This is a genomic window from Sporocytophaga sp. (assembly GCF_017745095.1).
Classification (GTDB): domain Bacteria; phylum Bacteroidota; class Bacteroidia; order Cytophagales; family Cytophagaceae; genus Sporocytophaga.
The window spans coordinates 22,280-38,344 of the sequence record NZ_JAGHZZ010000025.1 but is presented as its reverse complement, the minus strand read 5'-3'; the positions used below and the strand labels follow the sequence as shown (position 1 = coordinate 38,344).

The 16,065-nt window shown below is 34.1% G+C and carries 13 protein-coding genes; 5 read left to right on the top strand and 8 right to left on the bottom strand.

Annotated elements, in window-relative coordinates:
• The first annotated feature begins 124 nt into the window (after positions 1 to 124).
• The 4 genes from J7604_RS23275 to J7604_RS23260 are packed head-to-tail and all read left to right on the top strand — an operon-like array spanning position 125 to position 7,195.
• Positions 125 to 862, top strand: coding sequence for a hypothetical protein (locus tag J7604_RS23275; RefSeq protein WP_293901686.1), 738 nt, complete (start codon positions 125 to 127; stop codon positions 860 to 862).
• Positions 859 to 3,609: a TonB-dependent receptor gene (locus J7604_RS23270; RefSeq protein ID WP_293901683.1), complete on the top strand. Its 2,751-nt coding sequence runs from the start codon at positions 859 to 861 to the stop codon at positions 3,607 to 3,609. The genes J7604_RS23275 and J7604_RS23270 overlap by 4 nt, the downstream gene beginning before the upstream one ends.
• A gap of 5 nt (positions 3,610 to 3,614) precedes the next feature.
• The gene (locus tag J7604_RS23265) at positions 3,615 to 4,760 is read left to right on the top strand and encodes a DUF4249 domain-containing protein (protein ID WP_293901680.1); all 1,146 of its coding nucleotides are present in this window, start codon (positions 3,615 to 3,617) and stop codon (positions 4,758 to 4,760) included.
• Positions 4,761 to 4,783: 23 nt separating this feature from the next.
• On the top strand, positions 4,784 to 7,195 hold the full coding sequence (locus J7604_RS23260) for a hypothetical protein (protein ID WP_293901677.1): 2,412 nt from the start codon (positions 4,784 to 4,786) through the stop codon (positions 7,193 to 7,195).
• Between the two features lie 40 nt (positions 7,196 to 7,235).
• Here J7604_RS23260 and J7604_RS23255 read toward each other — a convergent pair whose 3' ends face one another.
• The 8 genes from J7604_RS23255 to J7604_RS23220 form a co-directional block, all read right to left on the bottom strand.
• On the bottom strand, positions 7,236 to 8,357 hold the full coding sequence (locus J7604_RS23255) for an OmpA family protein (RefSeq protein ID WP_293901674.1): 1,122 nt from the start codon (positions 8,355 to 8,357) through the stop codon (positions 7,236 to 7,238).
• 289 nt (positions 8,358 to 8,646) lie between these two features.
• Positions 8,647 to 9,291: a hypothetical protein gene (locus J7604_RS23250; RefSeq protein WP_293901671.1), complete on the bottom strand. Its 645-nt coding sequence runs from the start codon at positions 9,289 to 9,291 to the stop codon at positions 8,647 to 8,649.
• 75 nt (positions 9,292 to 9,366) lie between these two features.
• Positions 9,367 to 9,942, bottom strand: a complete 576-nt coding sequence (locus J7604_RS23245) for a Crp/Fnr family transcriptional regulator (protein WP_293901668.1) — start codon at positions 9,940 to 9,942, stop codon at positions 9,367 to 9,369.
• 774 nt (positions 9,943 to 10,716) lie between these two features.
• Positions 10,717 to 11,229: a hypothetical protein gene (locus J7604_RS23240; protein WP_293901665.1), complete on the bottom strand. Its 513-nt coding sequence runs from the start codon at positions 11,227 to 11,229 to the stop codon at positions 10,717 to 10,719.
• A gap of 227 nt (positions 11,230 to 11,456) precedes the next feature.
• Positions 11,457 to 11,861, bottom strand: a complete 405-nt coding sequence (locus J7604_RS23235; RefSeq protein ID WP_293901662.1) for an ester cyclase — start codon at positions 11,859 to 11,861, stop codon at positions 11,457 to 11,459.
• A 230-nt stretch (positions 11,862 to 12,091) separates the two neighbouring features.
• Positions 12,092 to 12,850, bottom strand: coding sequence for a hypothetical protein (locus J7604_RS23230; protein ID WP_293901659.1), 759 nt, complete (start codon positions 12,848 to 12,850; stop codon positions 12,092 to 12,094).
• 461 nt (positions 12,851 to 13,311) lie between these two features.
• Positions 13,312 to 14,091, bottom strand: coding sequence for a TonB family protein (locus J7604_RS23225; RefSeq protein ID WP_293901657.1), 780 nt, complete (start codon positions 14,089 to 14,091; stop codon positions 13,312 to 13,314).
• Positions 14,092 to 14,281: 190 nt separating this feature from the next.
• Complete coding sequence (locus J7604_RS23220) at positions 14,282 to 15,034, bottom strand: alpha/beta hydrolase (RefSeq protein WP_293901654.1); 753 nt, start codon at positions 15,032 to 15,034, stop codon at positions 14,282 to 14,284.
• Positions 15,035 to 15,457: 423 nt separating this feature from the next.
• On the opposite strand from J7604_RS23220, the gene J7604_RS23215 reads away from it, so the two are divergent.
• Positions 15,458 to 15,982, top strand: coding sequence for a DUF4142 domain-containing protein (locus J7604_RS23215; RefSeq protein ID WP_293901651.1), 525 nt, complete (start codon positions 15,458 to 15,460; stop codon positions 15,980 to 15,982).
• Positions 15,983 to 16,065: the final 83 nt, after the last annotated feature.

Sequence of the window (16,065 nt, the reverse complement as noted above, 5' to 3'; positions counted from 1 at the left end):
TATATAAAGAGCCTATTGTACTCTTTAAGGAAAATAATTAGTATTTATTTTTTATTATTACTACTCTTTTTATACTTTGCTGCACTGTAAACCAGAGAGTTAATTTAATGCCTGTTACTTTAAAATGAAAAAACTATTATTGCTGATTTTGGTGATCAGCTTCATTCACTTCCAAATAGGTGCTCAAAATGTTTATAAGCCAGATTCTGGTGATAATGACAAGGCCTTAGAAAATGCTGTTAGTTTATATAAGGCCACGATAAAAGAGAATCTTGGACTTTATAGTGGTTCTCTTTATGTAGGGTTGAGCGTTAAAACAAAGGGTTTTCCTTTTTTTAAAAATGAAAAAGTCACTGTCGGAAATATTTTATATGATGATTTGTATTATCAGAATGTGCTGCTGTTATATGATATAATTAGGGATGAAGTAATTGTAGAGGATTATAGTAAATTAAATTTGTTGAAATTATCTGGTGAAAAAATATCTCAATTTTCATTTCCTGGTCACCTTTTTATAAAATTAACAAAAGACACTTCTGAGTATTCTATTCCCGAAACCGGTTTTTATGAGCTTCTCAATAACGGAATAACTAAGGTTTATGTGAAAAGGAAAAAGACAATTCAGGAGGTCAATTCAAATGGAATCATTATAAATGAAATTGAAGAAAAGAACTTTTATTATATCAATATTGGAAACGGATATTTTCCGGTTAAAAGTAAAGCTTCCCTCTTGAATGTCCTGAAAGAGCATAAAAAAGAACTATCCAGATATATGAAAAGTTTCGACTTTAAATATTCTGCCAATCGGGAAAGATCTATTCTGTTATTGGTTGAGCAATTTGATAAACTAAACGCAAAATGAGAAGCAAAATATTTTTCATAGTCTGGTTGCTCAATGTTTTTATGTCTTTTGAACTCTCCGCCCAGGATGCAGAGAAAGACACAATATCAGGTGATTTTATAAATGTAACCTTTAATGAATTTGTTAGAAGAATTGAATCAAATACTTCATTCAAATTTTATTATTCATCTGAAGTAGGCGATAGTATAAATGTTAATATAAGTGTTTCGGAAAAGCATCTTAATGATGTGCTTGCTGCAATTTTTAACAATACAAAATACTTTTTTGCAATCGACCACAGACGTAATGTTTTTATTAGTAAGGAAGCTCCTGTTGAAACATTTATATCAGCAGGTATTATAGGAAATAATGATGAAGGACGTAGACCAAATGAAATAATAGAAAGTTCTCGTAAGGTTAACGGTTTGATTGAAAATAAAATTTTGGAGATAGGGAGGAAAGGAGATAGCCAATCAGAAAAAGTTACAGTTAATGGGAAGATTTATGATAGTCAAACAGGTAATGCTATAGGTGGAGTAACATTGTCGGTAGATGGAAGGAATGAAGGTGCAGTGAGTGATCAATCTGGATTCTACTCTATTACTCTTCCTCAAGGTACATATACGATCAGGATCAAAAGCCTTGGGATGAAGGAAACGAGGAGGAATGTAATGTTATATTCAGGTGGGTCTCTGGATATTGGAATGGAACAAGAGCTTAATTATGTGGATGAAATTGTGGTGACAGGTAAAGAGAATACTGTGAAGAGCTTAGAAATGGGTCAGGAGAAGGTTAGTATTAAAACCATTAAACAAACTCCTACGGTTTTTGGTGAAGCCGATGTCTTGAGGGTTATAATGACACTGCCAGGTGTAAAGACTTCAGGAGAGGCGAGTACTGGATTTAATGTTAGGGGAGGATCCGCTGATCAGAATCTTATTCTATACAACGATGCAATCATTTATAATCCTTCTCACTTATTTGGATTTTTCTCAGCATTTAATCCTGATGTAGTAAAAAATGTGGAGTTATACAAAAGTAGTATTCCTGCTAGGTTTGGAGGAAGGCTTTCTTCAGTTCTTGATGTTGCAACAAGAACAGGGAATATGAACAAATACGCAGGAACCGGTGGACTTGGTATACTGACCGGCAGGCTTACGATTGAAGGTCCCATCATTAAAAACAAGACTTCGTTTATTCTGGGAGGAAGATCTACCTATTCCAACTGGTTGCTGAGTCAGCTAAGAAACTCAACGTATTCTGGCAGTAAGGCCTCTTTTTATGATCTTAATCTTGTTGTAAGTCACATATTAAGCAGTAAAAGTGAATTATATCTTACAGGCTATATTAGTCAGGATAAGTTTAATTTAAAAAAAACTACTTTATTTAATTACAACAATAACAGTATTGTTTTGAAATGGAGGTATAATCATAATGATAAATTATCTACAGAGCTTACAGGAAGCACCAGTGGATATCAATATGGAATCACAAATACGGAGACCTTACAAAATGCTTATAAGCTTTCATTCGGTATAAATCAAATGCAGGTAAAAGGAGATATAAAATACGCAATAAGTGCCAAACATAATTTGACCTTCGGATTTTCTTCTCTTCATTATGATATTCAACCCGGGAAGATTTCCCCCGAAGGTCAGGAGTCTCTGATTGTTCAGGACAAAATTCAGAATGAGCAGGCTCTTGAAAGTGCAGTATATCTGGGCGACCAGTACCAAATGAGTGCACGCCTTGGTTTTGATTTTGGTGTAAGATTTTCTATGCTGAATTATTTAGGCCCAAAGGATATTCATGTATATCAAGATGGACTTCCAAAATCCGTGTATAGCGTGTCAGATACAATTTCTTATCAGGGAGGAAAAAATATAAAGACATATCTGGGGCCAGAATTCAGACTTTCTGGCAGATATATGATTACAGATAATGTTTCTGTAAAGCTTGGTTACAATACATTACGCCAGTACATACACATGCTTTCAAATACAGCAACTATATCACCTACTGATATATGGAAGCTTTCTGATCCGAATATTAAACCCACTACCGGGGATCAGATTTCACTTGGTCTGTATAAGAATATTAGAAAAAATACTATAGAAGCATCTGTAGAATTATATCGTAAACGGATGAAGAATTACCTGGATTATAGAGCTGGGGCTAAATTGATCCAAAATCATCATGTTGAAACAGAGGTTATAAATACTGAAGGTAATTCATATGGGGCAGAGTTTCTTGTTAAAAAGAATAGCGGAAAATTAAACGGATGGATAAGTTATACATATAGCAGAATATTTCTTCGCATGAATGACCCATTGCAAGGGGAATTGGTGAATAATGGAAAATGGTATCCAGCCAATTTTGATAAACCTCATGATTTTACATTCGTTGGAAATTACAAGTTCTCCAGAAGATTTTCTACTTCATTGAATTGTACCTATAGTACAGGTAGACCAGTTACGCTCCCTATTGCAACATACAATATGGCTGGAGGGCAAAGAATCGCTTATGGGGACAGAAATCAGTATAGAATTCCTGATTACTTCAGAATAGATCTTTCCTTGAATATTGAAGGAAATCATAAAATAAAGAAACTTTCACATAGCTCATGGACAATAGCTGTCTATAATTTGACAGGAAGGAAAAACGTATACTCAGTTTATTTTACTAATGATAATGGTAAAATACAGGGTTATAAGCTTTCTATCTTTGGTCAGCCAATTCCTACAATTACTTACAATTTCAGATTTTAACAATCATGCGAAGTTTGAAAATAATTAATTCCATAATTGCTGCTTTTATTTTGCCTTTTGCCTTTTCAGGATGCGAGGAACCTTATAATCCTCCAGTGATCAGTGCATCTAATCATTATTTAGTAGTGGAAGGAACTATTTGTTCGGGTACTACAACCTTCAGGCTTACAAGGTCGAATAACCTCTCAAAGCCGAACAACATTAATTTTGTGTCAGATGCAAGAGTGCGCATTGAATCTACTTCGAATGAAACATATAATTTGTCTAATAAGGACAGTGGATACTATGAGTTAAGAGGATTGGTCTTAAACCAAAGTCACCAATATAGAATTAAGATTGAAGCTGACGGAAAAGAATATGTTTCAGAGTATGTGGAGGTTAAAACTGCTCCTGCAATAGGCGATATAACATGGGAAAGCCAGCCTGATGGAGTGCAGTTGTTTGTCAATACTTCAGACCCATCCGGCAAGACCCGTTTCTATAGATGGGAATATGAAGAAACGTGGCAGTTTCATTCTTCCCTTATGTCTACATTGATATTCAAAGATTCTATTAAATATTTCAGAACACCAGAAGAAGATATATATGAATGTTTTGCCTCTGCAAGATCAAATGGTATCTATTTAGGTACTCCTCTGAGTCCACAGTCGACAGAGATAATTCATCAGCCATTGACTAAAGTTACATTAAAAAGTACCAGACTACAGATGTTTTATAGCATTCTTGTGAAGCAAAATGCGATTGATGAAAAGGAGTTTGAGTACTGGCAAAACCTTAAAAAGATGACTGAATCAGTTGGGACTATATTTGATCCTCAACCTGCTCAGTACAGGGGAAATATTAAGTGTATCACCAATGAAAATGAACTTGTATTGGGATACGTAAGCGCAAGTAATATCGCAGAGAAAAGGATCTTTATAGATAGGGCAGATTTGCCTTCAAATTATATCTTTGAGACTGAGTACGATGGATGCAATGTATTTGAAGAGGATTCAAGAACGATAATCGGATATAAGTCTGGAACTTATGTGCCAATCAATTCAGTGACGAATATGGAGACAGGTAAAGTGACATATTATTACGGATTCGTTACTTGTATAGATTGCAGGAGAAATGGTACTAAAACAAAACCCGATTACTGGCCTCAATAATCTGATATAATATTTTAGACTTCATGAAACAGTTACTGAAATACAGAATCTTTCTAGGTGCATTGACATTTTTGCTTTTGCAGATTATCCATGAGGGAGTAGCTCAATCAGATACTTTAAAAAGCATTGTTAATAGTTTAAAGTCATACAGCGAAAATCATTTTCAGGAAAAGATTTTTGTTCATATAGATCGTGGAGTTTATATGACAGGTGAGACATTGTGGTTTAAGCTATATCTGGTAAATGCAATGAATCTCAAACCTGCAGATTTAAGCAAGGTGGCTTACATTGAAATTCTGGATGAAAATCATAGACCTGTTAGTCAAAAAAAGGTAAGTCTTAAGAATGGAGAAGGGGCAGGGGCAATTGATCTCACAAATGGATTACATTCCGGTAATTATATCGTTCGTGCTTACACCAATTGGATGAGAAACTACAGTCCGGAGTTTTTCTTTCATCAATCTATTAAAGTTATTAATGTATCTGAAAAATCTATATCAAATATACCAGCAAGCGTGCCCGAGTATGTCATGGGACTCTTTCCCGAAGGAGGATATCTAGTTGCTGGAATCACATCAAAATTAGCTTTTAAAGTCGCAGATAAGCAAGGCAAGGGCGTTGATTTTAAAGGATATATTTTAGATGGAAATAATGATACTCTTGAAAGATTTAGTCCTTTAAAATTCGGAATGGGTAGTATTACTTTTACCCCCAAAGATTCCGTTAAATACAAAGCCTTAATTACCTCACAGGATCAAAAGAAATATTGGGTGGAGTTTCCAGAGGTCCTGTCAAATGGTTATGGCATGAGGTTAACTGAAGAGGTTGATCAGAAAATAAAGGTAGATGTTTCGGTTAGATCAGAGAACAAGCAAAGTAGCTACGAACCTGTTTATCTGATCGTTCATAAACAAAGCACTTTACAGTTTGCTGAATTGAGCTTTTTTCAAAATGGAAGAGCCTCCTTTATTATTGATAAATCAAGATTAGCTGATGGGATTAATAGTTTCACAGTCTTTGATAGATCCAAAAAAGCTGTTTGTGAGCGCTTGTTTTTTAATTATCCAGTGAATGATAGATTGCAATTAGAAGCTAAGACGGAAAAGGAATTTTATTCGTCAAGGGAAAAAGTTGAGCTAAGCTTTTCAGGTGCAAACCTTAAGAAGGAGGAAACAGCAAGTCTTTCTATCTCTGTTTTTCTGAATGACACGCTTGAAGACGAAGATCAATATGATATTTTTACCCATTTATGGCTTTCTTCGGATTTGAAGGGGTTTATAGAATCTCCGGAATACTATTTTCAACAATTAAACAAAGAAACTTCAGACGCTTTGGAAAACCTATTACTTACACAAGGGTGGAGAAGGTTTGATTGGACGGATGTATTCAATGCTGGAGATGCTCAGCTAAGTTTTCTACCCGAGTATGAAGGGCATATCATCAGAGGTCGGATGACGGATCTGAATAACAAAGAATTGCTTAAGAATACAAGCTTGTATCTATCTAGTCCGGGAAAGCCAGATATGTTTTCATTGACAAGAAGTAATTTGAAAGGAGATTTTATTTTGCCTTTGAAAGATTTATATGGATTAAATAATCTGGTTTTTCAGACAGATCCTCAAAATCCGGCTCCATCAATAGAAATTTATAATTGCTTTTCACAAGAGGTCTCAAAATATTCATCAGCGCCCTTGATATTGTCTGCAGCACATAGAACAAGTCTTCTTGATAGAAGAGTTAATTCCAGTGTAGTGAAGGTTTTTAATAATAAACATGATGAGTCCAAAGACCTGTTTACTTCTGACAAGCCGTTCTATGGAGTAGCTGATAAAGTATATTTTCTTGATGATTACACCAGGTTTCCCAAAATGGAAGATGTAATCAGAGAATATGTTCCTGAAGTTTTTCTGAGGAAAAAGAAAGACGGATTTCATTTTTTGGTAAGTAATAACATTTCTAAAAAAGTCTTCGAAGATGCTCCATTGACGCTAATTGATGGTGTTCCGGTATTTAATATTGAGAAGGTTCTGGCATTTGATCCTAAGAAAATGGAAAGGCTTGAGGTAGTAGCAAGGAGATATTTTCATGGAACGTTAAATACACCTGGCATCATAAGTTATTCTACCTATAAAGGAGACCTCAGTGGTTTTGAACTTGATCCTAAGGCTTTGGTAATAGAATATGAAGGACTTCAAATGAAAAGAGAATTCTATTCACCTGTTTATAATAATGCAGACGCTGCAAATAATAGAATTCCTGATTTTAGAAATCAATTGTTCTGGTCTTCAAATTTAAAGCTTGATGGTAATAAAAAGGTTTCCGTTAGTTTTTGTACTTCAGATCAAAAAGGAGCTTATACAATACAGATAAATGGATTGTCCATAAATGGTAAGGCTGGATCCCAAAGGCTTACTATTGGGGTTAAATCAAAATAAGCGGAGTGATTTGTTATGTAATATTAATCTGGTGATTGTTTTAATCCTGAGATTTATACATTTTATTCTTAATAAAAAGAAACTCTACTCTTCTGTTTTTCTTTTGACTTTCTTCATCATTGCCAAATGCTAAAGGCTTTGTTTTGCCATGGCCATAGCATTGAATCCGCTGCGGAGTTATTCCCTTTGATGTGAGATAATTTTTCACAGCAAGAGCTCTCTTGCTAGATAACTCAAGATTGTACTGCATAGAACCATTGCTATCTGTATACCCATTAATAATTAACTGCCAGTCAGGATGCTTTTCCAAGGTATAAAAAACCAGATCTAGTTCTTCATAAGAAGAAGGTAGAAGTATATCACTATCATAATCAAACTGTATACCCTCTAAGGTATAGTTTCCCGGACTTATGATTATTTTCTTGTCTAAGCTTAGCTTTTCAGTCCCTTTCTCTTGAGTGGTTAAATTCTTGAGGCTTATGTTAACCTCATCCAAATAGTAATAGGCGGAGGTTTTCAACAAAGGCTCTAGTTTATTTATATTAGCTAAGCTAAATGACTTAGTACTTTTGTTGTCGCTGAAGTTTCCTATTGTAAGGTACCTTTCACCACCTTTAGCGATATATTCTGTTTGAAGCAATTCCCAAGATCCAGAGTTTGGATCAAAAGCTTTGTCCTTTATTTTCTCATAAGTCACATCCGGAATGTTGTGAGTGTATTTAAATAGTGTATTAGTATCGTGAAGGGAAAATCCTATTCTGTCAATGCTGAATTGTGAATATGTAGACATTTTATACCAGAAGGAAACTATATATGTTTCTCCTTTTTGAAGCGGTTGTATTAACCGAACCTGAAGGTATTCCCGAAAGCCGACATCTTCTTCCCATAATATGAATCCCGCGAAACCATTACCTTTGTATGGCTCGGTTACACCGGTGATATTGTGCGTGCCCATTTCACCTCTGCTACATCTGTTATAAAGGTCTGGCGTTCCGTTGCTTGGAGAATTCCAGTGCGGTGCAATTTTCTTGATTGATGATTTACTGTTAAATGTTTGCGGACATGTGAAATATTCTTCAAAGCCTGAATTAGGCACTAAATTCTGGCCTGTTCCATATCTGGCTAATGATAAAAGTACCAGAGAAAAATATATATACTTCATTGAAAGATTGAGTGAATATTGTATTACAATATAAATAAAAATGATGAGAGAAGTTTTCTGCAAAGAGAAATAGTGTTTAGCTGTAAGTGAAGTGTTTTTTTAGATATTTTATTACCTACTAAAAAATTTTTAGGAAAAGGACCAAAGATAGCTTAAGCAAAGCTGACTAAGTTGCAGATAATATTTTAAATGAATAGGAGAGTAGATTGCCCTTATAAGGAATACAAAATACCTCAGAATACTTTATCTAGAGGTATTTTGCATTTAACTAGTTATAGCTATTAATATGCTATCTTCCTCCGAAAGTATATCCAATATTTATATTAGCAAGCCAGCCTAATTTATATGGTTCTATTCTTTCTCTTTCTCCTGTAAGTTTATTTTCATAGTGATAATTATCAGTCAGTGAAGAACCAACTGTTGGCCAGAAGCGAATAACAGGTTCAATACAGATACCATCAAGCCAGTTATTTTTTTTTCTGAAGGGGTACCAGGAATAAAATGCACCTAGGCCGACAGTATAAGTTGTATATGAGACAATAGAGGTGTTAGTGTTTTCATACATTAACTTATTACGGTGGGCTTTAAATTCAGCTCTGACATTAAAGAATGGGGTTATCCTGTATCCAATACTCGGTCCGGTAGTCCAGGGCATTTTTACATCCAGTCTTTGCGTATTATATCCTTCATTATTTTTAAAATGATGTCCTGAGTTAAAATCCAAAGAGTTGCCATGACTCCAGTCAACTACCAACCTTTGAGTCGTATATGTCAGTACTATATTTTGTCCATTCAATAAAATGTCCTGCAATAAACCAGTCTGAATGCTAAATCTGTTCGAATAAGGAAATTGTTTTCTTTCTGTTTTTTCCTGAGCCTTTAATAGCGGGAAGTAGAATAGCATAAAGCTGAAAATTATCAATAACTTTTTCATCTTTTTTATAGGTTAAATTGAATGTTACAAAACTGAGTAGACGGTTCTCGTAAAACATTCACCTATGTTAAGAAATCAGTAATTGCCAAGTTTTTTTCTGATTCTGCTGAGAGATTGAGGCTGTATGCCGATATAGGAGGCAATATAATGTTGTGGTATGCGCTCAATTACCTTTGGTCTTTCACGAATTAAATTTATATATCTTTCTTCTGCACTTTGATTGGTCAGCATTTCAGTTCTTTGTTTAATTCCAATAAAAGCACGTTCGGCCATTAGCCTTCCAAATCTTTCAAACTTGGGATTGAGCATATATAATTTTTCAAGCGAATCTTTTGATATAGTTATTATTTGAGTTGGTTCTAATGCTTCTATGTTTTGCCTTGATGGTTTTCCTGTTAGAAAGCTTTCTAAATCGGTATACCAGTTGTTTTCAAAGAAAAACTGACCGGTGTGTTCATTTCCCTCTATTGAGTAAAAGTATCTAAGACAGCCTTTGGAAACAAAATAAGAGTGTTTACAGGTATCACCCTCGCTCAAAAGAAATTCTTTTCGCTTTAGTTTAATTGTCTGGGTGTAAGAATAAAACTGTTCAAATTCTTCTTTAGATAGGCTTACTGTTTTATTGATGTTTTGAAAGAGCTGTGTATTCATGTTAGTAAATAACAAAAAATATCTGTTAAATAATTTAATTTAAATGATTGTCCTTAACAGGAGAGAAACTTTACGAAAATAACTAAGGGAGACTATAAGTAAAGTCTGTATAAGTTAGTTTATTGGTAAATTTAATTCATTAGTCTATTCTTTTTGTGTGGTCATGAGTTTTGTTTATCGACTTAATCGTATTTACTTATTTTATTCTAGGAATTTGGCAATAACTAGGAGATAGGCTATATCGATTTATTATATGTTTTGTAATTGTCAGTAAATTAACGATTTATATTGGGCGTGTTTTTTTGTTTGATTTTTTTTAATTTTTTTTAAAAAATAGAGTTACCTCAGGGGATGGTTATGTGTATTAGAGTTATTCATCGGAATACTTATACAAATTCTTTACATCGAAATAAAAGTAGCAAATAAGAATAAGTAGATGAAGCCACCCCAGTTAGAATTTAAAAAGTAATAAAAAGAATATGCAAGATCTCATTCTTAAATTAATCTATATCTGCGCAATGGCAATTCTTCTATCAATGGTGAAAATGTAAGCAGAATTATTTCTCAGAATCCTCAATATCATTGTCACTTATAGTTTCAACAGTTCAAAGAGGAATTGATTTCTTGAAATTTAATTTTTGTGTAGTAAATACATTTATTCGGAAGCAATCGATTTTGTATGTTGGGATAGAGATAATTATTTTAAACTTCTATTGCCCACTATTATGTACTAAACCCCAGATGCCTTTTTAGTATCTGGGGGTATTATAATATTTATATCAAATTAAGGTTCAAAATAGTAAAGCCTTCTTTACTATCAGTACTCATTGCTACATCCCGGCTCCAGGTGGCAATATATGTCCACTCGGAATCTTCAACCCATGCTAGTGTATCAAAACTAGTTGCTTTTTGACGAATTTTCCTGACATACAAGTCTATATTGTCCTTAATCCACATGTCATCACCACGAATCCGTAACTGAAGGGTTAGGTGTCCATTTAATCCGTTGGAGAATTCGAATCCATAGCCGGGGTAAGGCATTGGACTCTGACCAACGCCTGAAGGAAGCGGTGGAGTTTTATCATTTCTTCTTGGTAATTTTGTCGGTCCCATATAATCGTAGTTGCGTATAGCACCACGTTCCAGATCATCCTCAGTTGGATAATCGAGGTTCAGTACACGAAGTTCGATACCGTTCCTCAAAACAGAAACTTGTACGAGACTGTCTGTTCCCGCATCTTGGGAATTCGCTGTTTCTACTACTAGTCTAATTGAACCTATCCACATATTATCTATTTTTTAAGTTAATTAAGAACCAAGTTTGGTTAACTATGTCCTCCTTAAAATAGTTTGCAGTTTAAGTTAATTATCCTATTAAAAATTCACAAGATATGGAATAGAGGAAAAATGACTATTTAGAATTATATGATATTGAATTGCGCTTGAAATATGGGATCATATGTGAAAAACAAGATCCTTCTATTGTGCGGAATCAGGGAAGTATAGCGATATTCTTATGACAATTGTTGTATCACCTGCATCATGTTATTTTGTCCCCAATGTTCGATGTATTTTCCATCGCAAAGACGCACAAAGTCCATAACGCTAAAAGCAACTTGCTTACCTGTCGCTTTGTGTCCCATTATTTCTCCAGTATGAGTTGCATAAATTGTTTTACGTGTAGCAACAATATCATTTTCGGCAACTTGCTCATGAATATCAATTTTGAAATCTGAAAATCCTTTATGTAGCATGGAGACTAGTTGTATCATTCCTTCAATAGTATTTGGAACTGTGCCTGCAGCTGAGTGATTTATAAAATTGTCAGCTACTATTTCTTTTAGAACTTCAGTATTTCCCTTTTCCAGGAATTCTTTGTTGAATTTTAAAACTGTTGCTTTGTTGATTGATGTTGTCATTGTATGGTTTTAGTTGGTTAGTTCTTGTTAGTTTATTTCATATTCATTATTGCTGGTTTGTGAAGTAGCGAGGCTACTAATTGAGGGTACTTATGGTAGGTATGACAAAGATATTCTTAATAAAAGAAATTGATTGTAACTTTTGTTACACTAACTTATTAAAAAACTTATTTATGCAATAATCGACGTTGAATCGAGGATAGAAAGTTACCTACCGATATAGATAAATGTTAATCAGATTCTGAAATATCTCCTGAAGAAGGATTTGGTGTGAGGTTTACTTTATAATACTTATAATGTAAGTGACTATCATCTCCATGCCTTCCTTCTTCGTAAGTTTTTAAAGCTATTGCTTTGTCGCTTATCCATATAATTTCGGCAATAGACCAGTCATATGCATAGTATTTAAAAGCAGGAGTTATTCCGTTTAGTCCATTCCCTAGGGTTACATTGAATACAAAAAGTTCTGCTCTATGGCCATAATAATCTACATAGTCAGGACCGTCATATGATGAACAAACTACCAGTTGGTCACATGCTGAAGAAACAAGCACATCTAATATTCCTGCGTCATAGTCGGAAGGTAATAGAATTCTTCTGTTAGTTTCTTTCCCAATTAAATATGTTTCACAAATTTCGTCGCAGTCATGATTAAAGTAAAGGCCAGATCCACTGATAAAACCTCCTGGATCTAATACGCAGGCTATTTTGTAATTGTATTTAAAGTGCTCGAAGTTATCTTCAGAGATTTCAATCAGGTCTGGGTTCAAATCAACAAACAGGGAGTCATTAAATATTATCACCGAATTACCTTGAGTTACTTCACTTTCTGGTATGAGCTTTTCACTAAATATTTTCGAGGTATCACGGATGATTGTATTGACAGAGTCTATTTGAGGTTCATTATTTATTTTGTTGCTTTGGGTACATGCTGTCAGGATAAATACAAAAATGAATATGTAAAAAAGAATTTTCAATGATTTTCTCATTGATACACATAGAGTTTTATATACCATTTTTCAGCTTTTATTTATCCTTATCTCCTTTAATATATGGAAGATACTTAAAAAATATAAAATATTTGCAAGCAGGATTGAGATAATAAAGATCTGAGGTCCGTCAAAGAATATGGCTGCTAATCAAATTATGTGATTCAGAACTTCTTAGGACAAGAATTAGTAGAGGTATTACTATTAATGCGAGCCAAAGCTTATTACGTCTTCCATACCTCAAATTGATCAAAAGCCCCAGTAATTGAATAATAAGTCCTATTGTCAGCACAATCCACGAGGAGGGAGAGTTGGCGATGAATATTAAATAAAATATTAAACAGCAATTAATTATCCAGGAAATTAATTGAGTCAGTCCAAGCATTTTTAAAACTCTTTCTTTGTATTTCATTTTGGATAAACAAAAGTTGAAGATGGTAAAATTATAAAGTATGAAGCTGTTACTCCTCAATTGAAAAATTAATAGGTAATACCATTTTCACCTTTATAGGTCTTTCGTCAACAGTCCCAGGATAAAAGATCATCATTTTTACAATTCTTATTGCTTCTTCATCCGCTTCTTTGGTAAGACCACGTTTAATATTAACCTCTTTAACATTACCAAGTGTATCCACTGTAAAACCAACATAAACTTTTCCTTCAATGCATTGCCCTCTTGGATAATTTAGATTGTCTCTTATAAACTTTTTTACGCCTTGCTTCCCGCAATTCTTGCAAACTGGAGGATTTCCCAGAGTAATGAGAGCTTCTTCTGATTTGTACTTTAGATTCTGTAAGTGTTTTTCTATTTCTTTAATTTCTGTCATGTCATGAAGTCTTGTTCTACTGCAATTTGTAGTATAAAAGATATTTTTAGGGGCAAAATTTTCTTGTTTCTTATTGAGCTCCTTAACTTTATGGTTATTTGCGTATATAATATACTTAAAGCCTTTCTCAAATTCATAGCCACATGCAACGGAATTAGCTCCGGTAAAAATTAATACAGTATCATTTGTAAGTTGACCTTTGTAGAATGCATCAACTACTAATTTAAATTTCAAGGCAGGTATTGAATCGTAGAGCTCTACCGGGTCTCTTTCAATAATTCTCCCAACGAGAATAGCATCTGAATTTTTTATTTCATCTTTAACGGTATTTGTTTCTACACAATTACAAGCAAGGATTTCTGAGGAAACTATTGATAAGATCAGAATACATAAAGCTTTTACTGCTGTTCTCATACTAGTATTGATCTGAATACATATGTATGCTTAATATAAATATTTTTCTACTTCCGGAGAAAGAATAATTAGAAAATTACCCAAAGTTCTTGTTTTTTATAATGAATTATATAGAAAAATAATGATTGTATCATGAAAAAAAAGCAAGTTGATATAACTTGCTTTAAGACTTAATAGTATGTTAGAAATATTATTTAATAAACGCTTCCTCTGCAATTGCCTTTGCTGCTGTTTCAATGATGGAAGTCACAGTATCAGGCTTTGATACATAAATCGCATGACTCCCTTCAGCTTCTATTATTGTTGCTCCTGAACGTTTTGCCATGAAACGCTGTGCCTCTGGGGGGACCATTCTGTCCTTTGTCCCAATCAGATACCAGCTTGGTTTGTTTTTCCATGCAGCCTCACTTATCGTTCCATTGATGGCATCTATTCCCCAAGGAACCTGTGTGTCTGCCATAAATCTGGCTTTTTCAGGATCAACATCAGCGGCAAACGCTTCAGGGAATTTTTCTTTGTCAAGAAGTACAAAACCATCCTTGGGCGCCAATAATGGAGGTGCTGGTGCTCCTGGCACTGGATCTTTGATAAGAGCAGAAACAGATTCTCCCTTGTCAAGAGCAAATGCATCGATATAAACTAGACCTGCTACTTTCGGATCGTTTCCCGCTTCTGTGATTACTGCTCCACCATACGAATGGCCTACAAGAATTATAGGTTCTTGTTCCTCTGCAATTGCACGTTTGGTAGCAGCAACATCACCTTCAAGCGAAATGGTAGGATTTTGGACAATTGCGACCTTATATCCGTTCTTTTTCAGTTTCTTATAAACAGCTTCCCAACCTGAAGCATCTACAAAAGCGCCATGGACGAGGACGATTGTAGGATGAATCTCTTCTCCCGAAGTTTCTGCTTGTTTATTAAGTTTTTTTGGGTTTCCCATATCATATAATAATTAAGTTCCCTGAGAAATTAACTATTACAGATGGATTGAAGTTCAATTATCAGCCAAGGGACTTATTAAGGAAAAGTTTTATAGACGGAGGAAGGAAGACGGATAAATAGAGAATCTGGAACATTATGAATGTGTTAATCAATAAAATACATAGGTTCCTAACACTTGTGGTTTCTACGAATGGAACGCATTATAAATAGATGATATCTTAGATAGGAAGCTGCAATTTAAGATATTGATTAACCCCTGTTAGTGGGTTCCTGTTATAACCTTTATTAAAATATTTTATTCTTTTTAAACATTAATAAAGATAGAGGTTATGTAATTATCTAAACTTAATTTATGAAAAAGGACAATCTTAATTTACAAAATTATTTTATTACAAAAGTATGTTCACCTAAGAGATTGAGTATGCTTTTGATCTTAGCATTGGCTTCATCATTAGGTTGTAAGAAAGATGATGATGATAATACTCCTCCTCCTCAACAAGTTCAGACTTTATCAGTTACAGATACTGTTTTTATAAATAATGCCTCTTTATCTAATCTTGCAGAAATTGATTTAGGACAATTGGCTGCTACAAAGGCTTCTGATGATAGCATTAAAGCTTTTGGAGCATTTATGGTCAACGAGCATACTCTTGCACAGAATGACCTTAAAACACTTGCCGCACAAAAAAATGTAACAATCCCTCAAGAACTGGATTCTCTTCATAAAGCAATAAAGCAACAATTGCAGGTTTTGAACGGGTATCAATTTGATAGCTTGTATATATCTACACAAGTTGTAGATCATCAAAAGGCCCAGCAGATCTTTAATACAGAAATTAATTCCGGCCAAGATCAGGATGTGATAAATTATGCTAATAAATATTTGCCACATATCAATGAGCATTTGCAGAAAGCTACTCAGTTGAAGGCTGATCTTGTAAAATAAGTTGATTTCAAGAAAATCTATTACCGCTGTTGTCATTTATTTGGTGCTGAAGTTTATGTAGATTTTAAATTTATTAGTTCAAT

Coding starts and splice junctions, on each gene's coding strand:
- J7604_RS23275 (WP_293901686.1), top strand. CDS start 125: ATGAAAAAACTATTATTGCTGATTTTGGTGATCAGCTTCATTCACTTC.
- J7604_RS23270 (WP_293901683.1), top strand. CDS start 859: ATGAGAAGCAAAATATTTTTCATAGTCTGGTTGCTCAATGTTTTTATG.
- J7604_RS23265 (WP_293901680.1), top strand. CDS start 3,615: ATGCGAAGTTTGAAAATAATTAATTCCATAATTGCTGCTTTTATTTTG.
- J7604_RS23260 (WP_293901677.1), top strand. CDS start 4,784: ATGAAACAGTTACTGAAATACAGAATCTTTCTAGGTGCATTGACATTT.
- J7604_RS23255 (WP_293901674.1), bottom strand. CDS start 8,357: ATGAAGTATATATATTTTTCTCTGGTACTTTTATCATTAGCCAGATAT.
- J7604_RS23250 (WP_293901671.1), bottom strand. CDS start 9,291: ATGAAAAAGTTATTGATAATTTTCAGCTTTATGCTATTCTACTTCCCG.
- J7604_RS23245 (WP_293901668.1), bottom strand. CDS start 9,942: ATGAATACACAGCTCTTTCAAAACATCAATAAAACAGTAAGCCTATCT.
- J7604_RS23240 (WP_293901665.1), bottom strand. CDS start 11,229: ATGTGGATAGGTTCAATTAGACTAGTAGTAGAAACAGCGAATTCCCAA.
- J7604_RS23235 (WP_293901662.1), bottom strand. CDS start 11,861: ATGACAACATCAATCAACAAAGCAACAGTTTTAAAATTCAACAAAGAA.
- J7604_RS23230 (WP_293901659.1), bottom strand. CDS start 12,850: ATGAGAAAATCATTGAAAATTCTTTTTTACATATTCATTTTTGTATTT.
- J7604_RS23225 (WP_293901657.1), bottom strand. CDS start 14,091: ATGAGAACAGCAGTAAAAGCTTTATGTATTCTGATCTTATCAATAGTT.
- J7604_RS23220 (WP_293901654.1), bottom strand. CDS start 15,034: ATGGGAAACCCAAAAAAACTTAATAAACAAGCAGAAACTTCGGGAGAA.
- J7604_RS23215 (WP_293901651.1), top strand. CDS start 15,458: ATGCTTTTGATCTTAGCATTGGCTTCATCATTAGGTTGTAAGAAAGAT.